This window comes from Spongiibacter nanhainus (genome assembly GCF_016132545.1).
Lineage (GTDB): Bacteria > Pseudomonadota > Gammaproteobacteria > Pseudomonadales > Spongiibacteraceae > Spongiibacter > Spongiibacter nanhainus.
This window is the reverse complement of sequence record NZ_CP066167.1, coordinates 3,277,469-3,301,643: the sequence shown is the minus strand read 5'-3', so window position 1 is coordinate 3,301,643 and position 24,175 is coordinate 3,277,469. Positions and strand designations below refer to the sequence as shown.

Here is a 24,175-nt window from a genome sequence, read left to right as displayed (position 1 = left end):
TGGGGCGATGTTCTGAGCAGGTGCGAATGGCGCTATTGTTGGCGTTATGTTGTCACTGACTACACACTTATATAACCCGATAAGCTAGGTCAAGGTCCAGTATTTATCAGTCGTCCGCATAGATGAGTCGTTGCAAAGGGCTGGTGGATTCTGCTGTCGGCGCTGGGAAACTTTGCTATTCTCGGGGCAGAATGTGTGCAGGGCATACATTTTGCTAACCAGAATAATAACGGCGGCGGTTGCACCGACTGCGCGTAAACCGGCCAAAGACCGGCCTAGCCTATGGGTATGATTATGAAAAAGCTCTTCCTTCCCCTTGTGGTTCTAATGTTGGTATTAGCTGGCTGCGGCGGCAGTTCGTCCAGCTCTTCTGGTTCATCGGGTAGTGTCGATGGTGGGGCAGGCAATGGTGGCGGCGGTGGCGCAGATGGTGGCGCTGGTGGTGGAGGCGACGGCGGCAGTGACGGCGAGCCGGCAGCCGGCCGGGTTTTCACCATCCAGCCCGGCAGTGAGGCCAGCAACGATATGCTGCTGGCTATGGTCAGCGCCCGGCCCGGCGATACCATCGAGTTTGCGGCAGGGTATTTTGAGCTGACGTCGGGAATACAGATTTCCAGCACCGAGAACATTCTCATCAAAGGGCAGGGCATGGATCAGACCGTGCTCTCCTTTAAAAACAGTAATACCCAGGAGGGCTTGCTGGCGACCACGGTGCGGGGGATCACGGTGGAGGACCTGACTATTCTGGATTCCCCCGGAGACGCCTTCAAACTCCAGGGCGTTGATCACGGTACCCTGCGTCGAGTGAGAGCATTTTGGTCCAGTGGTCGCCTCACCGAGAACGAGGACACCGTGACCGCTGACAATTATCAGCAAAAGCTACAGGTGGCCTGTACTGATCCGGCCCGGCACAACCCCGCTAACCCCAACCCCTTGGAGAACGACACCACCTCACCGGATTACAACGTCAGTGTTCGATCGGGCCGCTACGGCATTTACCCGGTGAATTCCAAGAACATCCTGGTGGAGGACACAGAGTCGATTGGTGCCTCCGATGCGGGTATCTATGTCGGACAAACCGATAACGCCATTATCCGCAACAGCCGGGCTGCCTTTAACGTCTTCGGTTTTGAGATCGAAAACGTGCGCGGTGGCGAATACGTTGGCAACCTGGCGGAGTGTAATACCGGTGGCTTTTTGGTCTACGACCTGGATGGCCTGACGCGTTATGGCAGCCGCACCCGCATGTATCAAAACCACGCCCGCAACAACAACACCTACAATTTTGCCGAGCCCGGCAGCATTGTCTCCAATGTGCCGCGGGGGGTGGGTATGATCACCCTGGGTTACGACAAGATCGACGTGTTTGACAACATTTTTGAAGATCACGGCGTTGCGGGGATCGTGCACACCAGCTACGAGTTATTTGGCGAGCCTGGTGATCGCCGCTTGGATATGTATACCGAGGGGATGCATATCTACAACAACACCTTCCGCAATAACGGCAACGATATTTCCCAGCCGGACCTCGCCACTATTATCGAAACCCAGGGCGAACAGATTACCTCGGTATTCCCATTGCTGGTGGGGCTCAAAGTGGCGGCGGCGACCGGCCAGGTTCGCGGTGCCCATATCGTCTGGGACGGTTATGCTGACCAGTACGACCCCGATTGCCCCTATCCCACCGATGAGCAGGGCCAAGCTATTCCCGCCGACGCCGAGGGCAAGCCCATTTCCGGCAACCAGTATCCCAACCCGGACTGCCGCTATAACGCCTATAAGTTCAATACCGAAACCGGGGAGCGCAAGAAGCCGGACTGGTGGTTTAGCTGTATTGACGACAACAATACCTTCGAGGACGACAGCGAGACTTTTGCCAACTTCCACGGCACCGATGGCCTGGAACTATTGCTGAATCTGCCGCCGGACTCCCCCGAGGACCTGATAGACATTGTTCAGGGTTTGCAGAACTTTGCCGCCGATACCGATTTGACCCCCCATCGCTGTGAGCAGCAATACGGCGCTAATTTGCCGCCACTGCCGCCTATTGTGATTCCGGAGTTTGAGCCCAGCATCGTCTTTGATCCCGAGCCTACCGAAGCGGAAGTCAATGCACTCTGTAACGCCAACGTCAGTGGCGGCGAAATCAATGCCGATGCCTACAAGGTGAATTGCCCGCGTCTGGATCAATACAATTTGTTTAGCGATCCCCAAGACCCCCGCAGTCTGCCCAATGGCCGCGGTGTGCCCTTTGTGCTGAACAGCAAGTTGTTCTCGGATTTCTCCACCAAGTACCGGGTGGCCTACATCCCCGAGGGGGAGCAGGCCCTGTATCGGGACGGTGAAGACAGCGCCAATGCCACCATCTTGTTCCCGGTCGGTACGATCATCGCCAAGAGCTTCGCCTTCGCCGATGAGACCACTCTCACCGAGACCGTGGCCGAAACCCGCTTGTTGATTAAGCGGCAGACCAGCGGCGGGCTGGTCTACTGGGATGGCTTGGAGTATGTCTGGCAGGAGCAAAACGGCCAGCGTGTGGCGCTGTTGACCCAGGAGGGCAGCACTGCCAGCGTTGAGTGGCACTACCACGACGTGAATACCGGCGAGCTCTATCAGGGCGCGACAGACGATTATCTGTTACCCAATGCCGCCCAGTGTCTGAGTTGCCACTCCAATGACGATGCCGAAACCGGCGCCGCCCCCATCGGCCCTAAACCCCGCAACTTGAACCGGCCCTTTGCTACTGAGTCGCCTATCGCATCGGGTATAGAACAACACCCGGTAAATGGTGAGAACCAACTGCTGTACTGGTGCCAAAATGGCCTGATGGGCAACTGTCCCAGTGATCTCGCTGTTGACCCGGTGACCAGCTACATCGCCGCCATTGAACGCAATCCTGTTTTCAATGTGCCCGGGGATTCTGGCTTCGAGGCCGGAAGTGACGAGGATATTGAAGCGCGAGTGCGGGCCTACCTGGAGGTTAACTGTGCTCACTGCCACAATCCCCGTGGCCTGGCGCAAAACACCGGTTTCTATTTGGATGTATTCCGTCCGGTCAACGATACCTTTGGTATCTGCAAAGGCCCCACTGCCAGTGGCACCGAGGGGCGCGGCGGTCGCCTCTATGACATCGTGCCGGGCTCTGCGGAAGACTCCATCTTGCCCTATCGGATTGGGCCCGAGGCCACTAGCCTGGCAGCCAAAATGCCACCATTGGCTCGCAGTAGAGTGCATCAGGGTGCCTTTGAGCTGGTGAGCTTGTGGATTGATGAAGTGGTCGACAGCAGCTACGACAATGCGGATGCCTGCGTCGACAACGACGGCGGTGATGAGCCCTCTTTGCCGCTGTGCGCGCCCGACGAAATACCCGTCCTGGGCGGGCAATGTCTACCCTTGTGAAGGGGTGATCACAGGCGGGCAGGCTGTGTGCCTGTCCGCCACTTCAGCTGTTTGGCGTATCCGCTGGGCAGGATTCCGCTGCGCGGCCACTCTGGTACACTCCAGGTTTCATTCCCACGCGGGCAGCAGAAATAACGATGACCTACAGCACAATTGACTACCAAATCGACAACGCCGTTCTCACCATTACCCTCAATCGGCCGGATCACATGAACGCCTTTACGGTGACCATGGCAAACGAGCTGGAGGAAGCTTTTAAACGGGCCAGTGAGGATGACGCGGTTCGTGCCATTGTGGTCACGGGTGCCGGCAAGGCCTTTTGTGCCGGTATGGACCTCAAAGCCGAGGGCAATGTATTTGGGCTGGATGAGTCGACCAATCCCGGCCTCGATGATATCGAGCGCCTGGACGACCCGGAAATCATCAACGGCCTGCGGGATACCGGCGGACGAGTGACACTGGCCATTTACGACTGTAAAAAACCGGTGATCGCCGCCATCAATGGCGCGGCAGTGGGTATTGGTATCACCATGACCCTGGCAATGGATATTCGCTTGGCATCGGATAAGGCTCGCATGGGCTTTGTCTTTAACCGAATCGGTATTGTTCCGGAGGCCTGCTCCAGCTGGTTCTTGCCCCGGGTAGTGGGCCTCAGCCAGGCCCTGGAGTGGACCTACGCCGCCGATGTTTTCGATGCCGACGAAGCCAAACGCGGCGGTCTGGTCAAGGATGTGTACTCGCCAGAGCAGCTATTGGACGAGGCCTACGCCATTGCCCGGCGGCTGGCCAAAAAATCCCCGATGGCGATCGCCCTGACCCGGCAGATGCTATACCGCAACTCGGCTGCACCGCACCCCGAAGAGGCCCACAAGATCGATTCGCTGGGTGTCTTTTATGCCGCAAAAGAGGATGGTAAGGAAGGTATCGCCGCCTTTCTGGAAAAGCGCGAAGCCCAGTTCACCAGCAAAGCCAGCGAAATGCCGGCCTTCTATGACGAGTGGATCAAGCGGCGTTAATGGTTGCCGGGGTGACCCGGTTTTTGCCGGCGGATTTGGCCTGATAGAGTGCCACGTCGGCCCGGGTCACAATGGCGTCGAGGTTCTTATCGCCTCGGCGCAGTGAGGAAACGCCAAAGCTGGCCGTCAGCTGGTGCTCGTGGCCGTTACCCAGCAGTAACGTTTGATTGGAGATCTGCTCGCGCAGGGACTCCGCCACCAGTGCTGCGCGATCCTCGCTGGTATTGGGTAGCAATACAATGAATTCTTCGCCACCCCATCGGGCCAGAACGTCGCTAGCTCGCAGGCGCTCCCCCAGCACCTTGGCGGTAAGCTGAAGCGCGGTGTCCCCCACGTCGTGGCCATGGTTATCGTTAATCACCTTAAAGTCATCCATATCCACCAGTACCAGCGATAAGCTGTCGTTTTGTCGCCGGCTCTGATGAAAGACTTTGTCCGCCAGTTCAATAAATCCCCGCCGGTTATAGCAACCGGTCAGCCAGTCGCGAATTGATTCTTCGTACAGGCGGGTGCTGAACTCCAGCAATATCCCCAGCAGGCAGAATAAGCCGATACCGGTGAAGGCGATGGGCAGGCCAATAAAATTGATGATGGCCAATGGCGACGACAATAGTGCCTGCAGCGACACCGCGGCGATGCCATCCGGACCCCAACTACCACTGGCAATCAGGTACGCCGACAGCACTTGCGAAAGTGGAATACCGGCCAGGAAGCAGGCGGTTACGTAGTGGCCGATATTGCTGGGCTGAGAGCCAGTCAGCAGTGCGTAAATCGCCATGGTGGTAAAACCACCAATGTAGAGCCGGGCCCAGATCAATACCACCGGCTCTAATGTGGTGATAAAGGACGTGGTCAGGCTCATGGCGACCAGTGGTATCACTACGAGGGCGCGGGTTTTATCAGTCAAGGGCTCTGCCTGGCGCCAGATTCTGATGCCGCAGTACAGATAAAAGCAGCCCAGACCGGCGCTGGACGCCAGCAGCGAGCTAAGGAAATAAGGGTTTAGATAGGGGAACAAAATGCGAACGCCAGTGGTGGCCATGGCGATCATCAGCATGATGTAAGAGATGCCCCAGTATCGTGACGGGTGTAGATCCGTCCGGTGCCAGTACAGGGCAAGAAACACCAGGCCGAATAGCAGTGTTATCGAAGCGGATATAATCGAGTTCAATAACAGCCAGTTCATAGCGGCTTCCAGCTCGCGGCCAACACAGCACAGCGCGCCAGCGAATTCGCCGGTTTTGTGGCTACCCGTGTGTCTAGCAAGGGGCCTCCCTATGCCGTGGTTTCCATAAAGTGGCTTTAAAATAGCAAATTTTTGCGGCTGGTGAAATTATGACCAGTGCTGGCGGCAATATAGGAATTCGATTGGCGGGCGCTTAATCACAAACGGGGGCATCGGCACAAAGGGCCAATTGATGGAACTGTGTCGTATGCAGGGAGCGAGAACTTGGGAGAGTTAATGGTGCCCAGGAGAGGACTTGAACCTCCACGGCCGCGAGGCCACTAGCACCTGAAGCTAGCGTGTCTACCAATTTCACCACCTGGGCATAGGGGATGAGAGCGACGTTATCCGTCGAGGCGCGCAATTTACTGAGTGGCGGCTTTTTTGTCAACGCTTGAGTTACACTAGGGGGAAATTTTTCTGGAATTTCCCAGGGGGAAGCCCAATACATGGCTAAAAGCCGCAAAAATGACCGTTCTCAAAGCTCGTCTTCTGTACTTAGCGACGACCCCCATTCTGATCGCGAGGCGCGGAAGTACGATAATCCCATTCCCAGTCGCGAGTACATTCTCGAGCAGCTTAAAAGTCATGACAAAGGTATGACTCCCGCACAGTTGCAGCGCGTGCTCCACCTCCGTAGCGATGAAGAAAAAGAGGGCCTGCGCCGCCGCTTGAAAGCCATGCTGCGGGATGGCCAGTTGTTGGATGGGCGACGGGGACGAGTGGTACCGTCGGCGGGTCAGCAGGGCAGCGTTGAGGGTGTTGTGCAAGGGCACCGGGACGGCTACGGCTTTGTGCTGGTGGATGGCGACGACGGTGACGTCTACCTGCCGAGTCGGCAAATGCACCAGGTGTTTGATGGCGACCGCGTCAGTGTGGCGGTAACCGGCATTGATAGCCGGGGGCGCCGAGAGGGTATTGTTCGGGAGGTCCTTGAGCACAACACCCAGCAATTGGTTGGGAAGCTGATCCGTCAGGGTGGGCGAGTGCAGGTGGAGCCCGACAATAGTCGCATTCAACAGTGGATTGCCATCGACGAAGAGGTGGGTGAGTCGCTCAACGATGGCGACTACGTGATGGTCGCCATTACCCAGCAGCCCGGTCCTCGCCAGCAGGCTCGGGGGCGGGTGGTCGAGGTACTTGGAGATCGCCGCACTGTCGGGGTGGCCACGGAGATTGCGCTGCGTCGCCACGAGATTCCCCATGACTGGCCAGAGGCGGTAGAAGATGAGGCTCGCCGCTTCGGCAGTGAGCCCAGAGAGCAGGATAAACAACACCGGGTCGATCTGCGCCAGCTCCCGCTGGTCACTATCGATGGTGAGGACGCCCGGGACTTTGACGATGCGGTCTACTGCGAGCCTAAAAAAGGTGGCGGCTGGCGGCTGTGGGTGGCGATTGCCGATGTTTCCCACTACGTGGGAATTGGTTCAGCGCTCGATGAAGAAGCTTTCCGCCGCGGTACGTCTGTGTACTTCCCAGATCGCGTGGTGCCGATGTTGCCCGAGGCGCTGTCAAACGGCCTTTGCTCGCTGAAGCCGGATGTAGATCGTCTGTGCATGGTCTGCGAAATGACCATCAGTGCTCGCGGGCGATTGAGTGGTTATATTTTCTACGAGGGCGTGCTGCGCTCCCACGCCCGGCTTACCTACAATGAGGTGGGAGCGCTACTGGAGCTGCCCGATGTCGATCCCGCCCACGATACCGGTCGCCATCACCACCTGCTGCCCCAATTGAAAAACCTCCATGCTTTATACAAAGCCTTGCGCAGCGAGCGCAGTGAGCGCGGTGCCATCGATTTCGAAACGGTGGAAACCCGGGTGCTGTATGACGACAACAAGCGGATAGATGCGATTGTGCCGGTGGCGCGCCACGATGCCCATAAGCTAATCGAAGAGTGCATGCTCTGCGCCAACGTAGCGACTGCCCGCGCACTGGAGCGCTCCGGGCTGGAGGCGCTATTCAGGGTGCACGCCGGCCCCAGCGGCCAGAAGCTGGGCAATCTGCGGGCCTTCCTTGGCGAAATAGGTCTGGATTTGCGCGGTGGCGATGATCCCAACCCCAAGGACTACCAGGCCTTGCTGTCCAGCGTCAGCGATCGCCCCGATGCCCAGTTGATTCAGACCATGATGCTGCGTTCGCTCAGCCAGGCGGTGTATCAGCCCAATAACGAGGGCCACTTTGGTCTCAATTATGGCGGCTATACCCATTTCACCTCGCCGATCCGGCGCTATCCGGATTTGCTGGTGCACCGTGCGCTGCGCTTTCTGGTTCGTAGCCCTGAGTCTGACAAAAAGGTGTTCCGCGGTGCCGGTGATGCGCCGCCACTCCCCCGTGCCCAGATTTACCCCTATGATATGGAAGCTATGCTGGTCATGGGTGAGCAGTGCTCCATGGCGGAGCGCCGGGCGGATGATGCCTCCCGGGATGTCATGGCCTTCTTGAAGTGTGAGTTTCTGCAGGAGCACGTCGGTGATGAATTTGATGGCGTGATTGCCGCTGTCACTGGCTTCGGTCTGTTCGTTGAGCTCAGTGATCTGTATATAGAAGGGCTCGTTCACATCTCTGTGCTGCCACAGGACTACTACCACTTTGACCAGGCCCATCAGCGTCTGATCGGTGACAGAACCCGCCGCAAGTACCAGCTTGGCGATGAGCTGCGCGTCCAGGTCCTCAATGTGGATATGGACGAGCGCAAAGTTGATCTTGGTCTGGTGGCCATGCCCACCAATCGCAGCAAAAAGCCTTCGGTCCGGCAGCAGTTGGCTGAGGGCGTTATGCCGCCCACGGGTAAAAAGGCCGGTGGCAAGCCGAGGCCCAGTCGACAAAGTAAGTCGGGCAAGGGCAAGTCCGCAAAGAAAGCCTCAGGTAAAAGTCAAAGCAAGCGGCGATAAATCATGGAAAAAGTGTTTGGATTGCACGCGGTAGAGAGCCTGCTGCGCCGCGACGGCGGCAAGGTCGTGGAGATCTACGTGCAGCAGGGGCGCCGGGATAAGCGCCTTGGCGCGCTGATTGATTTGGCTAAAAGCCACAGTGTGGCGGTGGTGGAGTGCCCCCGCGCCAAGCTGGATGACCTGGTCTCCGGGCGTCACCAAGGGGTGGTAGCGCTGGCCGAAGCGGCGCCAAGCTTTGACGAGAAAGCCCTACCGGGACTGCTGGCAGAGCGGCCCGATGCCCTGGTGCTGGTATTGGATGGTGTCACCGACCCCCACAACCTGGGCGCCTGCTTGCGCAGCGCCGATGCCGCCGGCGTGGCAGCGGTCATTGCTCCCAAGGACAACGCGGTGGGTTTAACTGCCACCGTGCGCAAGGTGGCCTGCGGGGCGGCGGAGTCGGTGCCTTTTGTCGCGGTGACCAACCTGTCGCGAACCTTGAAGGCCCTGCAGGATGCGGGCTTGTGGGTGGTGGGCATGGCGGGTGAGGCCGAGCAGATGCTCTACGATATAGACCTCAAAGGGCCGGTGGCGCTAGTTATGGGCGCAGAGGGAAGCGGCCTGCGTCGTCTGACCCGAGAACACTGCGATTTTTTGGCTAAGTTGCCCATGGCGGGATCGGTCAGCAGCTTGAATGTGTCGGTGGCGACGGGGGTGTGTCTCTTTGAGGCGGTCCGCCAGCGTCGCTGATCCGTCTCGCTAGTGCCCCGATCCCGGCATATTGTGTAAAAACTCGCCAATTTTCTTGCATCTAGGCGGGGCTTTGCCTAAAATCCGCGCTCCTGATTTATCGGCAATCCGGCCTGGCCGGCTTGCCCTCCTTGTCACACCGTGGTGCTTTTAGTAGAAGCTAGTAGCAGCCGGGTGGCTTTAACCCGTAAGGAGCAACAATGCGACACTACGAAATCGTGTTCCTGGTCCACCCAGACCAGAGCGAGCAGGTACCGGGTATGATCGAGCGTTATACCCAAACCATCGAGAAAGACGGCGGCAAGGTCCACCGTCTGGAAGATTGGGGACGCCGCCAGCTTGCCTACCCAATCAATAAAATCCACAAAGCACACTACGTGCTCCTCAACGCTGAAGCGTCTGCCGACGCCATCGACGAGCTGAACACTAACTTCCGTTACAACGATGCCGTACTGCGGAACCTGGTGATTCGTCGCGACGAGGCGGTGACTGAAGAATCTCCCATCATGCGCGCTGAGAAAGAGAGCCGCGAGCGCCGTGGTCGCAGCGAGCAGCGCACTGAGCGCAGCAGTCGCGATGAGGGCAACAGCTCCAGCGATAGCAGCGAGAGTTCTGAACAGACTGAAGCGGCTAGCGCCGAGTAAAGCGGATAATCTGAGGAGATAGAGTTATGGCACGTTTTTTTCGCCGTCGTAAGTTTTGCCGCTTTACCGCGGAGGGCGTCAAAGAGATCGATTACAAAGATCTGGATACCCTGAAAGCCTATGTATCTGAAACTGGCAAAATTGTACCCAGCCGCATCACCGGTACCAATGCCAAGTATCAGCGCCAGTTGTCAACGGCCATCAAGCGCGCGCGCTTCCTGGCATTGCTGCCCTACACGGACAGCCATCAGTAACTGGTTAGTTTGAGCCGTGCGCCCACTCGCTGAATTTATTATGAAAGGGCGCCTGCAGGCGGTCGCTGTGGCCGGCCTGGCAATGGGTACCCTGGTGTTTGCATGGGTTGGCGCTGCGGCTGCAGCGTTGGTCATGTTGCGCAAGGGCATTGCGGAAGGAGGCTACGTTGTATTTTGGGCCTTGCTTCCCGCCGTCGCCGTGGCGATATTGGGCGCCGACGTTGGACCGCTAACAATGCTGTTAGGCGGAGCCGTCACTGCCCTGGTACTGCGAGATACCCGCTCCTGGCCAATGGCCTTGTTGGCGGCGGTAGCCTCGGGCTACGTCGTGGCGGGATTGCTTTACGGTATGGCCGAGGACTACTTGGCCTCAATACTGGCGCTGATACAGCCTATGTTGGATCAGTTTGAGGCGCAGATGCAGGGCAGCATGCCCGAGATCGGTGGCGGTGATATTGCCGCTGTCATCGGCGCCAGCACTGTATTGTGGAGTGTGCTGGCGGTAATGCTGGCACGGTGGTGGCAGGCCATGCTCTACAACCCCGGCGGATTTCGCCAGGAGATGTGGCGGCTGCGTTTGCCGCCGGCGATGGCGGTGGGATTGGTCATTGTTATGCTGCTGGTGGCCAACAGCGGTACCCCGTTTCGGTTTTGGGGGGTGATGTGTTTGCTGCCCTTCGCGATGTCGGGTCTGGCCCTGGTGCACGGTACGGTAGGTCAACTGGCCCTGAGTGGGGGTTGGCTGGTGATTTTTTATATTGCGCTGCTATTGCTGAGTCCCTTGTGGATGGCGTTGGTATTTGCGGCGATTGTGGATAGTTGGATTGATATTAGAGGGCGTTTGCCACAGCGCGGTAAGTGATTTTCCGCCGGGTAAATGCAGACTAAAGAGGCAAGAACCATGCAAGTGATTCTACTGGAAAAAATTGGCAAGCTCGGCAACCTGGGCGATCAAGTGACCGTCAAAGCCGGTTACGGCCGCAACTTTCTCATTCCCTTCGGTAAGGCTGTCGCGGCCACTGACGAGAATGTGAAAACCTTTGAAGCCCGTCGCGCCGAGCTTGAAGCCGCCGCAGCGGACAAGCGCTCTGCGGCAGATGCCCGCGCCGAGAAGCTGGCCGAAGTCAGCGTGACCATCGAAGCCAACGTTGGCGAGGGTGGCAAGCTGTTTGGCTCTATTGGTACCCGCGACATCGCCGATGCCATCACTGCAGCTGGCGTTGAAGTGAACAAGAGCGAAGTGCGTATGCCGGAAGGCCCGATTCGCGAAATCGGCAGCTACGACATCGACATCCAGGTACACAGTGATGTGGTTCAGACCGTCACTGTTGTAGTGGCTGCCGAGTAAGCACAGAGAGTCTTGCTAAAGGCGGCTTGAATAGCCGCTTTTAACGCTGACCGTTTTGAGGCGCGTCGGGTTCCGTTTAGGTGCCGGCGCGCTTTTTTTTTGTCGGCGTCTTTGTAACAATGCTGAGCCGATAGCTATGCCTTGGTTGTCTCGTGCAGACTGACTCATTTCCTGAAGAAGCCCCGCCACCCCTGTTTGATGAGGGCGAGCTGGCGCAGCTGAAATTGCCGCCTCATTCCCTTGAGGCCGAGCAGTCGGTGCTGGGCGGCTTGATGATCGATGGTGAAGTTTGGGATGCGGTCGCCGATCAGGTAAACGAGGCCGATTTCTTCCGCCCCGAGCATCGCAAAATTTTTGCGCAGATGGTTCGCCTGGTGGAGCAGCAGCAGCCCATCGACGTGGTCACCGTGGCAGAGGCCCTGGCCCGGGCGGGGGAGCTGGAGGCTGTTGGGGGCGCTGCCTACTTGGCGGAGGTAGCGGGGACTACGCCTTCAGTGGCCAATATTCGCGCCTACGCCAATGCGGTGCGAGAACGGGCGATATTCCGCTCGCTGATTACCGCCGCTAATGTCATCGCCGATACCAGCTTTAACCCTGAAGGGCGCAGCAGCGAAGAGCTGCTGGACGAGGCCGAGCGGCAGATCATGCAGATCGCCGAGGACCGCCCCAAGACGGGTGGCCTGGAGCCGGTTAATCCGCTGCTCAAGCAGGCGGTGGAAAAAATCGATGAGCTGTTCAACAACGACGAGGCACTCACTGGTCTCAGCACCGGCTTTGAAAAACTCGACGATATGACCTCGGGACTGCAAAAGTCCGATCTGGTCATCGTCGCAGCCCGTCCCTCCATGGGTAAGACTACCTTTGCCATGAACTTGGTAGAAAATGCCCTGCTAAAACATGATCAGCCAATGCTGGTCTTTAGTATGGAGATGCCCGCCAATCAGTTGATGATGAGGATGCTGTCCTCTATAGGAAAGATTGACCAGACCCGGATTCGCACCGGTAAGCTGGAGGAGGAGGACTGGCCCAAGCTCAGCGCTGCGGTCAGTAAGCTCAAGGACCGGCCCCTGTACATTGACGACACCCCGGCTCTGACGCCAACCGAGGTCCGCTCCCGGGCGCGGAAAATCTACCGAGAGCACGGCAGTATCGGCATGATTATGCTGGACTACTTGCAGTTGATGCAGGTGGCGGGCCGCAGTGGTGAAGGGCGTACCGCGGAGATTTCCGAGATTTCCCGCTCGCTTAAAGGCATCGCCAAGGAATTCGATTGTCCGGTAGTGGCCCTGTCCCAGCTCAACCGTGCCTTGGAGCAGCGCCCTAATAAGCGCCCAGTGAACTCCGACCTCCGGGAATCCGGCGCCATCGAGCAGGATGCCGACGTCATCATGTTTATTTACCGGGATGAAGTGTACAACGAGGAGTCGCCGGACAAGGGTGTCGCTGAAATCATTATCGGCAAGCAGCGTAACGGCCCCATCGGCACCGCTCGCCTCAGCTTTATCGGCAAGTTCACCCGTTTTGAAAACCTGGCCTACGGTTTTGAGCAGGACGAGGATTTCGGCTAAGCGTCGCAACGCGGCTACAGCTGGGTGGTCAGGGGCAGGGCGGTGGTGTTTTTGATTTCGGTGACGGCAATGTGGGAGTGAATTTCGCCGATCATTGGCAGCGCCAGTAAGCGGTCCCTCACAAAGGTCTCGTAATGACGGATGTCCTTCACTATGATTTTGAGCATATAGTCCCAGGTACCGGTCATGGTGTAGCACTCCACCACCTCATCGAAGTTCTCCACTGATGCTTCAAACTCCACCAGGTTCTGCCGGCCGGCGGTGGTAAGGTTAATAGTGGTAAAGGCGACCAGGTCCATTCCCAATTTGTGCCGGTCCAATACCGCGACTTTGCGAGCAACAATTCCCTCCTGCTCAACCCGATTGATGCGACGCCAGCATGGTGACTGGGACATGCCCACCATGTCGGCAATCTCGCTAGAGGTTTTGCCGGCATCGGTTTGCAGAATGCTGAGAATCTGAATGTCTTGGCGACTGAGTTTATTATCCATTCCAAGCCCACCATGTAGTTAAATTAGACTCTACAATAGCCTAGCGCGGATAGCTGGTGCTGTCTTCCGGCAATAAGCTGTATAGCGGTGAAGTTGATGGAAGAGCGTGTTGAAGGGGGAGAGCGGCGCCGAGCGGGCGCCGCGAGGGTGTTGCTTAGGCCAGCTTTTGACGCACTGAGGCCAACTGAACGCAGGTAACGAAAACCGCCATCGCCTGGTCGATTTCCTCCAAAGTAGGCACGCTGGGCGCCAGGCGGATATTGCGGTCCTCGGGGTCGTTGCCGTAGGGGTAGGTAGCACCGGCTGGAGTCAATTTGACGCCGGCATCAGCCGCCATGCCGACCACTTGTTTGGCTAGCCCGGGCAGGGTATCCACGGAGACGAAGTAACCGCCCTGGGGCTCGGTCCAGCTCAGCATGCCGCTGTCTGCCAAACCTTCGTTAAGGTGCTTAAGCACGATGTCAAAGCGGGGCTTGAGCGCTGCGGCATGATCGCGCATATGCTGGGCCAAGCCATCTTGGTCTTTCAAGAAGCGAGCATGGCGCAGTTGGTTAATCTTGTCGGGGCCGATTTGTGTCATGCCCAGATGGGCCTTGAAGGCCGTCAAGTTGGCCGCCGACATGCCGGCAAAGGCAACACCGGCGCCGGCATAGGTGATTTTTGAGGTCGAGCCAAACAAGTAGACGCTGTTTTCGGTGCCAGCCGCGCGGCAGGCGGCCATCAAGCTGGCCACTTGGGGCGAATCGTCAGAGAAGCTGTGGACGGCGTAGGCGTTGTCCCAGAATACTCGGAAGTTGCGGCCGGCGATTTTACCGAGACCGGCGATGCGGGAGACCACTTCGTCGCTGTAGACAATCCCGGTGGGATTGCTGAAGCGGGGCACGCACCAGATGCCTTTGATGCTGTCGTCCTGGCGAACCAGGCTTTCAACCTGGTCCATATCCGGGCCATTCTCATCCATGGCAACGGGGATCATGTCGATGCCCAGGTGCTCGCAGACGCTGAAGTGACGGTCATAGCCGGGCACCGGGCACAGGAATTTGGCGGTTTTACCCTCGCTGGCCCAGCTGTCACCTAAATCGCCAAAGCCTTGGTGAAGGGCGAACATTACCGCGAAGTACATCAGTGTCAGGCTGCTGTTGCCGCCCACCAAAATCTCGTCGCTGTTAACGTCCAATACTGGCGCAAACAGGGCCTTGCACTCGGCGATGCCATCGATGCCACCGTAGTTGCGCAGGTCGGTGCCGGCTTCGTTGCTCAAGTCTGATCCCAGCACTGTCATCATGCCGTTGGACAAATCCAGTTGCTGGCTGCTGGGCTTGCCGCGGGTGAGATCGAGCTTGAGATTGGCCTGTTTGAAGGCCTCGTAGCGTTGGCTGAGCTGAGATTCCCATTCCTGTAGCGTGGCTGTGCTGGCGCTATCTAGGGGCTGGTCGAGAGAGAGTCGGCCTGTTGACGCGTTGTCGGCTTGCAAAGTGATCACCTTAATACCGTGGGGAAAGGACTGATGTCCGGGCTGATAGCCGGGAACGAACCGTAATTATAACGGCAATCCGCAGTTGGCGTCAGTAGGGGCTGCGCTGGCTCAATAGGCGGGATTGGCTGGAGGCCGCGATACGGAGCTGGTGAAGCTCGTCGATCATCGCCTGGGCGGCGGTGGGATTGTAGTTAATACGCTCCAGGCCTTCATGGAGGCGCTGCTCAATGCTGACCGCCATGTCTTTGGCGCGGCGCAGCTCCTGCCATTGATGGTGAGGTTTGATATACCAGAGTATGTCGTCGACCAGTTGCAGGTTGCGACGCATCGCGCCGCTGTTGCTGCCGTGGCGTAGCCAGTGGTAGAGCAAAATAGAGGTCAGGGGCCCGTGCAGCATATTGTCGATGCTGGCGGGCAGGGATGCGTGCTGAGTTTTGTCGTCGATGATGGCGTGGACTTCTCTGCGCAGGTCGGCCACGCGCCGCTTGCCGGAGGCCTGCTGCCGTAATCGGCGTCGGTCCAGCCTGGCCAGCTGCAGCATATGGCGGCAGTGGCGGTCGATGCCGGAGATCGGTTCGGCCAGTGCATCATGGGCATCCATATTTTGTTCAAGCTGGCCACAAAATAATTTTAGGGCCGTGGCGAACTGCTGTTGGCTGTCGGGGTCAGCATGCTCCCACTGGGCTGTTGCCGCGATGATCTGGCGGCTGATTTGCCGAACCGGGTGGAGGGGGTTGAGAAAACCTTCCCGATCCTTCAGCGCCGCCTGGGTAACGACTTTACGAAGGCGGTTCAGCGTGCTTCTCAGGTCATCGGGGGCGCTGCGCCGCTGGTGTTCCTCGGCAAGGTGGCGGAGCTCAAAAATGGCCCCGACTTCAGCCAGCAAGTCATCGTCATCGACCGCGACGACCGACTGGAGCTTGCCGCTCAATCGGGACTTCAGTCGTTGCAGGCGAGCTTCATTCAGTGCGCGTTCCTGGGCCGACAGGCTGTCGTGATGAAGTTGATGCTCAATGTGAGCGATCCACTCCCGCAGTTGGTTGACCTGCTGACCCTCTTTCAGGGCGGTGTCCAGTAGGGTGTAGAGCTGGCCGAGGTTGCGGACCACCAAAATCTGAAACAGATTTAAGGCCTGGTTGCGATGTTGGCTCAGTCGCAGGGGCTCAGCCAGGTGCTGGAAGCCGGCCAGGATCGATGTTGGAGTGAGGCTGCGGCACAGTTGCGCCAACTGTAAGCGGGCGCTTTCGTCGCTCTCGGCAGTTTGGCAATGCTGGTACAGCCGGTCCAGCGGGCTGCTCCCGGCAGGGCTATAGGGAATCGCATGGTCGAAGCTGTGCAGTATGTGGGTAAAAAACGCCTTATGGGCGGTTTCTTTGCCAAGGGCGATAAGTTGCCGGTGGGATAGCAGGTCATCTTTCTCGGCGGGACTGGCGGCACTTTGCGCCCGTCGATTAAAGTTGTCCTGCAGTCGGGCAAGGTAACGATCCAATGTATCGCCCAGCCATTGTAGCGCGACGGCTCGCAGGGCGTGGGGGCGGGATTCGTGTTGACGGTTGTCCATGGCGTCGTTACCGCGCTCAGCTTGTGCTTTTATCGTTTAAGGTTAGCACAAGATAGCATAGTGGAGTAAAAATAAAACGGTAGCTTTATTATTTTTGTGATGAGCTTAAAGCTTTGGCCGCTGTACCTTATATGGCGCAGAGCCTTGTGCTGGGTGATTAAGGCGCCTCTGCGATCAGAATGGCGCGTCGGGGCGCGGGGTAGCCTTCCACTGTGCGGGACGGATCTTCAGGGTCAAGAAACTGCTCCAGGGAGTGAAATCGCATCCATTCTGTGCGGCGCTGCTCCTCGGTGGTCGTCGTGCTGACGTCTACCACTCGGATGTGCTTGAAGCCGACTTTTTCCAGCCAGATCGTCAGGCTCTCGGGGCTGGGAATAAACCAGACATTGCCCATCTTGCTGTAACGTCCCTTGGGCACCAAACAGTCGCCCTGGGCCTGCTCGATAACCAGGGTCTCCAACACCAGTTCGCCACCGCTTCTCAATGCGTCTCGCAGAGCGAGCAAGTGATCGAAAGGGGAGCGGCGGTGGTACAAAATGCCCATGGAGAATACGGTATCGAAGCGCCGCATTTTTTCGGGCAGGTGCTCAATACCCATCGGCAGCACGGCGACGGCGGGGTCGTTGATGTAGCGTTGCAAAGCAAAATACTGCATCACAAATAGCGGTGTGGGGTCGATTCCAGCCACCAGAGCCGCACCCGCGCCGCGCATGCGCCAGCAGTGGTAGCCGCTGCCACAGCCTACGTCCAGCACGTTGCGACCCTGCAGGGGAGATATGGCGCTCTCCAGGCGGTCCCATTTCCAGTCCGAGCGCCACTCGGTGTCAATGTGCACTCCAAACAGTTCAAAAGGCCCTTTTCGCCAGGGATGCAGTTGCATCAGGGTGTGCTGCAATGCCTGTTGCTGTTCGGTGGTGATTGGCCCGTCAGCGCCAACCCGGCTTTGATTGAGAGCGATGGTTGTGGGGGACAGATCGGGAAGTGCGGAGACTGCATCCCGCCAGCGGGGCAGATCGCCGTAACGGGCCTCGCTGAGACCGGCATCGATTTGGCCGGGAAGGGCATCGGCCCAGTCTTCAAATCCCGACTCGGCCAGCAGTTTAAGGAAGGGGTGAAAGTCTCTAATCGGCATTACTTGATCGCAACCAGTGAGGCAAAGTTAAAGCACTGGAACCACACATCGATGCTGGCAAAACCCGCGCCTTTAAGTCGTTGGCGATGACTGTCCAGGGTTTCAGGGATTAGCACCTGCTCCAGTGCTGATCGCTTTTGAGCAATTTCCATGTCGGAGTAGCCATTGGCACGTTTGAACTCGTGGTGAAGCTGGGTATTGAGTTCCTGCAGGTGTGGGTCGGCAAAGCGGATTTTTTCCGATAGTACCAATATTCCGCCTGGCTGCATGGCCTTGCCGATACGCTGAAGAAGCGCGGCACGGTCAGCTTCGGGTACAAACTGCAAAGTGAAGTTAAGCACTACCACCGAGGCCTTGCTCAGTTCGGTGTCCTGGATGGACTCGCAGCGCAGTGTTAACGGTGTGCTGTGTTGTTTGGCGCGTTCGCTGCAGCGTTCGATCATCGCCGGCGAGTTGTCCACACCAATAATCTCCACAGCTTCCACATCGATATGCTGGGCCATCGACAATGAGCTAGCCCCCAGGGAGCAGCCCAAATCATAGCAACGAGAGTGGGGCTGGGCGTAGCGCCCGGCGAGAATGCCAGTCATGGCGATAATGGTGGCGTAGCCCGGCACCGAGCGTTGAATCATATCCGGAAAGACATCCACCACTTGCTCGTCAAAGGCAAAGCGGTCGATGGCGGGGCGGGGCGTGCTGTAGAGAGTGTCGCGCTGCGTCATGGCGGAATTTTACCATGACGCAGCACAGAGGCGCGCTTTCAAGCGCGGGTTAAGAGATAAATATCAGGGCGCTTCTTCTTCCTCGGCGACCACTTCCTCAAACTCGAATTCGCTGACGTAGCTTTTAGCAGCGTTGCAGCCATCGGCGATCGGGGTGGTTACGGTCACGGTCAAGAAACCGAAGCCGGGGGCGCCTGTAGGCGCAAAGTCGATTTGCTCGCGACGGCTGCCCAGCAGGTCCGAATCCAAGGTAATGCTTGTCGCGCTGGTGATGGACCCCCGCGTTGTAGACAGCGTGATCGTCGTGCCCGCTGGCAGTCCCAGCTCATTCAGCTCTTCGATTTTGAGCTGGAAGGAGCCGCCTTCCACCGAGTCGATCTGAAGTTCGTCGTCGGTTTCCGGTTGCTCGAGAGTAATGCCGACGCTGCGCTGTATCACTGAGATCAGTCGGGTATAGGTCGTGACACCGCCGCCTTCCGTGTTTGGAGTGGCGACGGTAACTTCGAACACGCCATCGCCGCCTTCGTCAGCGGGGTTCAAAAAGAAGGATTCCACCCAGGGGCCATAGCTATTGGTTGATGCCATGGTGTACTCGGTGGGGCCCACCAAATCGCCTTGATCACTGGCTACGCTCAATGTTGTACCGGCTGGGGGGACTTGGCCACGGGCATCTTCAACACCGACTGTGATGGTTTGAGGGCAATCCAACACCACTTCACTTAACGTGGAGGCATTCAGCCATGTACCGCTATTTTCAGCGTCGCCGCCACATCCTATAACCGGATCAATACTGAAATCGTCGGCAAGATAGGCCTCGACACTCAAGTCAGTGGAGCCCGACAGCACGATCACCGTGCTGGCGCTGGTGAAAATCGTTTCCGAGTTGGGATTACAGTTGTTGTTAACACCGTTTTTGGTGCACAGCAGACCGTCGTAGAGACCGTTGGCTTCATTGCGAGCGTTGTCATTGTTGAAGTCGGCGAACTCCTCGACATTCGCGTCGTACTCGCAGTTCTCGTTGTTATCCATAAAGGGTTCGGCGAGATCGTCAAAGACTTCACCGTCGTCATAGCGACCATTGGTGGGGCTGGCATCGGTGAAGGACTCCTCGCCGATTGCCCTGGCCAATACCGTCACGCGACCGGTTTCGGGGCGAGGATCTTGAGAGGTCAGCGTAACGCTACAGGCGCCGCCTTGGGTTACACAGCTGGGTTCAATGGACGCGCCTTCTGCCCAGAACACCAGTGCGGTGCCATTGGGCACCGGGTTGTTGAAGCGGTCGGCGGCGCGAATGGTGATTTCAGTCTCGATGCCCTCGTAAGCCCAGCCGTCAATATTGAAGGTGGAGACGCTCAGCGAGAAGCTGTCTTGGTCGGGAATGCCGGTAGTTGCCACCAGGCGGCTGGAAACCGCAGAGATATCGACATCGTTGCGCTCTGCTGTGGCCCGTACCCGCAGCGGCGTGGCAGTGGTGCCGGGGTTAACCACTGTGCTCACCTGACCGTCGACATCGGTGAAGTCGGTATAGCGGCTCAGGTAAGCATCGCTGCCATCGTTACTGGCACCGCTATCACCAGTGACAAGCTCAAAATCAACGCGCTGGTTAGGTAGCGGTTCGCCATTGTCGCTGGTCACTCTGAAGGTCACAGTAGACTGTGGGCCAATATCTCTGCCGTCATTGCTAATGTCTACGGCACCTTCTGTGCCCTTGAGTTGCAGAATCTCGGGCTCGGCGGAAACAAACTGCAGTGCACCCAGAGGCGGCTGTTCGGTGGTGAGGTCAACGGTGGCGGTCAGGGTATTGCCGCCGGCACTGGTGGTTGCTGTCACTGTATCCTGACCGTCACAGCCGCGTGCGGTATAAGTGGCCAGGATCGTACCGTTGTTATTGGTGACGATCGCCGGGTCGATTTCCGACAGACCGTTGTTGAGACAGGTTGAACTAAAGAATACGTCAGTTGCGCCAGTAAACGGCGCGTTGTCTTGGTCGACAAACCGCACGCTGAGTTGAGCAGTATCACCCGCGCTCAATGTAGTTTGCGGTGTGTTGGTGATTGCGCCTTCGACAAAGGTGCCGTCGACAAAGTTACCGAAGCGGACGTCGAAATTATTGGTGGTAATGGTCGTGCTGGCGCTATAGCTTACGCCTTCATAGCTGATGGTGGCGGTGATCAGGTCGTCGCCGCTGCATCCTGCTGCTGTATAAGTGGCAGTAAACTGACCGGTGTCGCTGGTCGACGTTGCTGGAGTGATGTCCGACTGACTGGAGTTGCTGCAGTTTGAGCTGAAGCTGACACTGGCTTCTTCCGCGATTAAGGTGAAAGCGCCGGATGTCGTGTTGAGGCGGGCCAAATTGACAGTCAGTAGCGTTGAATCGCCTAGCTCTAGAGAATCAGCGGCGGTGCCGATAAGTTCCTGACTAAAGCCAGCACCCTGAGCCAAGCCTGCGCTGATCACCTCTTGGTCGCCGCCAGTGTTGGGGCCGCCCTCTCCCGGAGTGAGGCTCGGGCCTCCGCTATCTCCACCGCCGCAACCAGCAAACATGACACTCGCCGTGGCCAGCAGGCTGGCGCGTAGCAGAAGCTTCATAACCCTCTTCCTCTAATTATCGTTGCAGATAGGGTGCGCTTTATCGGTAAACTGGCACCCGTTCCTATCAGGGCCTCGCTTACATAGCGCCTTAGCTTGGCGCGGTAACGCACTCAGATTTAAAGAATACTAGCCTACTTTGCTGCCAGATTGGAACTAATGCCCTCTAGTCGGGAGTAGCTGGTAAAACCATCGGCTATGAGGCGGCTGCGATTTGGGCTTGAGCTTAGCAGTCGAAGCCTGAAATTGAATACAAGTAGTTTCCGAAGATAGGGTGCTTTGGAGTGCTTTGCCGACGGGCCTTTGGGTGTGAAAGGCGGCTTATCGGGCGGATGGGTCAAACCAGGCTAGGGCCTGTTTTGTCCCTTCGGGCGCCTACGCGTTGCTTCGGCGTCTAAAATGCGGCGCATTTTATCGAACCGCAGCGGCGCTTCTCACCCGCCCCGACACTTTTTGGGGTGTTGGCTGACTCGAGCTGAAGTGTTTTGGTTGGGGTAGTGATACAAAGAAATGGTAGCAAGGGGCGGATTCGAACCGCCGACCCCAACATTATGAGTGTTGTGCTCTAACCAACTGAGCTACCTTGCCATTTCTAGCTGAAACCCCAGGCAGGGTTTCGGAGAAGGCGCGCATTTTCCCGGCTTACCGAGAGCTTGTCAAGTCTCTGGCCAGGCGCCTGGGCGGGGCACTTAGACGTTGAAGCGGAAGTGCACCACGTCGCCATCTTTGACGATGTAGTCTTTGCCTTCCAGTCGCCATTTGCCGGCATCTTTGGCGCCTTGCTCGCCTTTGTAGGCAATGAAGTCGTCGTAGCCAATGACTTCGGCGCGAATGAAGCCTTTTTCAAAATCGGTGTGAATTTTTCCAGCTGCTTGCGGGGCGGTGGCGCCCAGAGGAATCGTCCAGGCGCGGACTTCTTTGACGCCTGCAGTGAAGTAGGTGTGCAGGCCCAGCAGGTCGTAGCCGGCGCGAATCACTTTATCCAGCCCTGCTTCTTCCATGCCCAGTTCGGCCAGGAATTCATCTTTTTCTTCGTCTTCCAGCTCGGCGATTTCGGCTTCCAACTTATTGCAGATCGGCACCACAATGGCATTTTCGCCCTCGGCGATGGCGCGCACGGCGTCCAGGTGGGGGTTGTTGTCAAAGCCGTCTTCGTTGACGTTGGCAATGTACATGGTGGGCTTGGTGGTAAGCAGTTGCAGCTGTGAGACTTGGCGTTGTTCGTCTTCACTCAGAGCCAATGAGCGCAGCGGTGAGCCGCTATCCAGATGCGATTGCAGTTTCTCCAGCAGGGCTTTGGCGGCAATGGCCTCTTTATCGCCACTCTTGGCGGTGCGGGTGACTTTTTGTAGTTGCTTTTCCACGCTTTCCAGATCGGCGAGGGCCAGCTCGGTATTGATAACGTCGATATCGGCCACTGGGTCGACTTTATTGGCCACGTGGATCACGTTGTCGTTGTCAAAGCAGCGAACCACGTGAGCGATAGCGTCGGTTTCGCGGATATTGGCCAGGAATTTGTTGCCCAGCCCTTCGCCTTTGGAGGCGCCTGCCACCAGTCCGGCGATGTCGACGAACTCCATGGTGGCGGGGATGACCTTCTCCGGGGAGACGATGTCTGCCAGGGCTTTAAGGCGCAGGTCGGGTACCGGCACGATGCCGGCATTAGGTTCAATGGTGCAGAAGGGGAAGTTTTCTGCGTCGATACCGGCTTCGGTCAGTGCGTTGAACAACGTTGATTTGCCGACGTTGGGCAGGCCGACGATGCCACAATTGAAACCCATATCTCTAGTACCCTTTTTTGTCCGCAGCCGCGCTGTTGGCTGACTGATAGCTGTGCAGTTGGTTCATGGCCCGGGGCCAGTCGCCGCTGGCGGCGGTGGGCAGGGCGCGGAGTGCTTCGTCAATGACATCATCGATGGCCCGACGATCCTCGGGGCTGGGTTTGCCCAGCACGTAGCCGGTAACTTGTGCGGCGCTGCCTGGGTGACCAATGCCCACCCGCAGGCGGTAAAAGCCGGCGTCATTACCGAGTTTGCTGATGGTGTCCCGCAGGCCATTGTGGCCACCGTGACCGCCGCCTTTTTTAAAACGGGCAACACCGGGAGGCAGGTCTAGCTCGTCGTGAACCACCAGGATTGAAGCGGGGGAAATCTTGTAAAAATTTGCAAGAGCAGAGATAGCCTGTCCGCTGCGGTTCATAAAGGTCGCGGGGATTAGAAGGCGAATGTCCTGGCCATTGAGGAATATGCGTGCCGTGTCGCCAAAAAAGCGCGACTCGGGAGTGAGTGACTCGCCTTGTTGGCGAGCCAGCTCGGATACCAGCCAGGCGCCGGCATTGTGACGTGTCTCCTGATACTGCGGGCCCGGATTGGCCAGGCCGACTATCAGTTTGATCGTATCCAATGTGGCGCCTGCTGCTGGGTTTAGGACTCTTCGGCGTCGCCGCTGTCACCGTCTTCGCTGGTTTCTGCCTCGTCGTCATCGGAGGAGCCGCCACGGGGAGTTTGCACGGAGCAGATTGCCTGGTCGTGGTCTTCACCGAGCTGCAGCGCAGTGCTTTCGACGCCTTCGGGTAGTTTGAGGTCCGAGATGTGCAGGATGGTGCCAACTTCGACGTCCAGCATATCCACTTCAATGTACTCGGGCAGATCTTTTGGCAGACAGGCTACTTCCACTTCAGTCATGGCGTGGGTGATCTTGCCGCCCTGCATTTTCACGCCCACACAGGCTTCCTCGTTTAGGAAGTGCAGGGGCACGTGCAGAGTGATCTTGGTATCGGCGCTGACCCGCATGAAGTCGGCGTGCAGCAGCTGGTTTTTAGCGGGGTGGCGGTGCAGGTCCTTGATGACCACGGACTCACCTTTGCCATCGATTTCCAGGTTCAGCACTGAGGAAAAGAAAGCCTCGTCACTGAGGAACCAGGTCAGATCCTTGTGGGGGATGCTGATCATCTGTGGCTCTTTGTTACCACCGTAAACGATGCCGGGAACTTCGGCAGCTTCACGACGCAGGCGGCGGCTCGCACCTTTCCCCACGTCAGTACGCGCTTTGGCGCTGACAGTATATTCGCTGGACATGATTGTCTCCTATATAAGCGAAAAAACCGCCAAACTTGCGACCAGTTTGGCG

General features: G+C 57.7%; 19 protein-coding genes and 2 tRNA genes. 9 read left to right on the top strand and 12 right to left on the bottom strand.

The genetic code is table 11. From position 1 onward, the window contains the following. Positions 1-294 precede the first annotated feature (294 nt). Together I6N98_RS15165 and I6N98_RS15160 are read left to right on the top strand one after the other, a co-directional pair. Positions 295-3,399, top strand: coding sequence for a parallel beta-helix domain-containing protein (locus tag I6N98_RS15165; RefSeq protein ID WP_232787363.1), 3,105 nt, complete (start codon positions 295-297; stop codon positions 3,397-3,399). A 137-nt stretch (positions 3,400-3,536) separates the two neighbouring features. Next, entirely contained in the window at positions 3,537-4,415 is an 879-nt protein-coding gene (locus I6N98_RS15160) for a crotonase/enoyl-CoA hydratase family protein (RefSeq protein ID WP_198569167.1), read from the top strand. On the opposite strand, the gene I6N98_RS15155 is transcribed toward I6N98_RS15160, so the two are convergent. Further along, a complete protein-coding gene (locus tag I6N98_RS15155) occupies positions 4,402-5,601 on the bottom strand; it encodes a GGDEF domain-containing protein (RefSeq protein ID WP_198569166.1) in 1,200 nt (399 codons plus the stop codon). The genes I6N98_RS15160 and I6N98_RS15155 overlap by 14 nt on opposite strands. Before the next feature lie 277 nt (positions 5,602-5,878). Beyond that, positions 5,879-5,965: transfer RNA gene (locus tag I6N98_RS15150), tRNA-Leu, on the bottom strand. A 124-nt stretch (positions 5,966-6,089) separates the two neighbouring features. Between I6N98_RS15150 and rnr the strand changes: the two genes are divergently transcribed. The 7 genes from rnr to dnaB all read left to right on the top strand — a co-directional run bounded on the left by rnr (position 6,090) and on the right by dnaB (position 13,074). After that, a complete protein-coding gene (rnr, locus tag I6N98_RS15145) occupies positions 6,090-8,531 on the top strand; it encodes a ribonuclease R (RefSeq protein WP_198569165.1) in 2,442 nt (813 codons plus the stop codon). 3 nt (positions 8,532-8,534) lie between these two features. Then, complete coding sequence (gene rlmB / locus I6N98_RS15140; protein ID WP_198569164.1) at positions 8,535-9,260, top strand: 23S rRNA (guanosine(2251)-2'-O)-methyltransferase RlmB; 726 nt, start codon at positions 8,535-8,537, stop codon at positions 9,258-9,260. A gap of 200 nt (positions 9,261-9,460) precedes the next feature. Next, positions 9,461-9,904, top strand: a complete 444-nt coding sequence (gene rpsF / locus I6N98_RS15135; RefSeq protein ID WP_198569163.1) for a 30S ribosomal protein S6 — start codon at positions 9,461-9,463, stop codon at positions 9,902-9,904. Positions 9,905-9,930: 26 nt separating this feature from the next. Then, a complete protein-coding gene (rpsR, locus tag I6N98_RS15130) occupies positions 9,931-10,158 on the top strand; it encodes a 30S ribosomal protein S18 (protein WP_198569162.1) in 228 nt (75 codons plus the stop codon). Between the two features lie 40 nt (positions 10,159-10,198). After that, positions 10,199-11,020 (top strand): hypothetical protein, encoded by an 822-nt coding sequence (locus tag I6N98_RS15125; protein ID WP_198569161.1) that lies wholly within the window; start codon positions 10,199-10,201, stop codon positions 11,018-11,020. Positions 11,021-11,059: 39 nt separating this feature from the next. Continuing rightward, complete coding sequence (gene rplI, locus I6N98_RS15120) at positions 11,060-11,506, top strand: 50S ribosomal protein L9 (RefSeq protein WP_198569160.1); 447 nt, start codon at positions 11,060-11,062, stop codon at positions 11,504-11,506. 152 nt (positions 11,507-11,658) lie between these two features. Further along, a complete protein-coding gene (gene dnaB / locus I6N98_RS15115; protein ID WP_232787362.1) occupies positions 11,659-13,074 on the top strand; it encodes a replicative DNA helicase in 1,416 nt (471 codons plus the stop codon). A 14-nt stretch (positions 13,075-13,088) separates the two neighbouring features. Here the strand turns inward: dnaB and I6N98_RS15110 are convergent, their stop codons facing one another. The 10 genes from I6N98_RS15110 to I6N98_RS15065 form a co-directional block, all read right to left on the bottom strand. Next, positions 13,089-13,565: an Lrp/AsnC family transcriptional regulator gene (locus I6N98_RS15110; RefSeq protein ID WP_198569159.1), complete on the bottom strand. Its 477-nt coding sequence runs from the start codon at positions 13,563-13,565 to the stop codon at positions 13,089-13,091. Between the two features lie 154 nt (positions 13,566-13,719). Further along, entirely contained in the window at positions 13,720-15,039 is a 1,320-nt protein-coding gene (locus I6N98_RS15105) for an aspartate aminotransferase type Ic (protein ID WP_198571679.1), read from the bottom strand. Between the two features lie 91 nt (positions 15,040-15,130). Further along, positions 15,131-16,603, bottom strand: a complete 1,473-nt coding sequence (locus I6N98_RS15100) for a DUF1631 family protein (protein WP_198569158.1) — start codon at positions 16,601-16,603, stop codon at positions 15,131-15,133. A 157-nt stretch (positions 16,604-16,760) separates the two neighbouring features. Next, the gene (gene cmoB, locus I6N98_RS15095; protein WP_198569157.1) at positions 16,761-17,735 is read right to left on the bottom strand and encodes a tRNA 5-methoxyuridine(34)/uridine 5-oxyacetic acid(34) synthase CmoB; all 975 of its coding nucleotides are present in this window, start codon (positions 17,733-17,735) and stop codon (positions 16,761-16,763) included. Then, positions 17,735-18,457 carry a carboxy-S-adenosyl-L-methionine synthase CmoA gene (cmoA, locus tag I6N98_RS15090; protein WP_198569156.1) on the bottom strand — a complete coding sequence of 241 codons (723 nt, stop codon included), beginning with the start codon at positions 18,455-18,457 and terminating at the stop codon, positions 17,735-17,737. The genes cmoB and cmoA overlap by 1 nt, the downstream gene beginning before the upstream one ends. Before the next feature lie 63 nt (positions 18,458-18,520). Next, the gene (locus I6N98_RS15085) at positions 18,521-21,046 is read right to left on the bottom strand and encodes a hypothetical protein (protein WP_198569155.1); all 2,526 of its coding nucleotides are present in this window, start codon (positions 21,044-21,046) and stop codon (positions 18,521-18,523) included. A 511-nt stretch (positions 21,047-21,557) separates the two neighbouring features. Then, positions 21,558-21,634: transfer RNA gene (locus I6N98_RS15080), tRNA-Met, on the bottom strand. 101 nt (positions 21,635-21,735) lie between these two features. Next, complete coding sequence (gene ychF / locus I6N98_RS15075) at positions 21,736-22,827, bottom strand: redox-regulated ATPase YchF (RefSeq protein WP_198569154.1); 1,092 nt, start codon at positions 22,825-22,827, stop codon at positions 21,736-21,738. Positions 22,828-22,831: 4 nt separating this feature from the next. Continuing rightward, positions 22,832-23,449: an aminoacyl-tRNA hydrolase gene (gene pth / locus I6N98_RS15070; RefSeq protein ID WP_198569153.1), complete on the bottom strand. Its 618-nt coding sequence runs from the start codon at positions 23,447-23,449 to the stop codon at positions 22,832-22,834. Between the two features lie 20 nt (positions 23,450-23,469). Next, positions 23,470-24,123 carry a 50S ribosomal protein L25/general stress protein Ctc gene (locus I6N98_RS15065; RefSeq protein ID WP_198569152.1) on the bottom strand — a complete coding sequence of 218 codons (654 nt, stop codon included), beginning with the start codon at positions 24,121-24,123 and terminating at the stop codon, positions 23,470-23,472. Between the last annotated feature and the right edge of the window lie 52 nt (positions 24,124-24,175).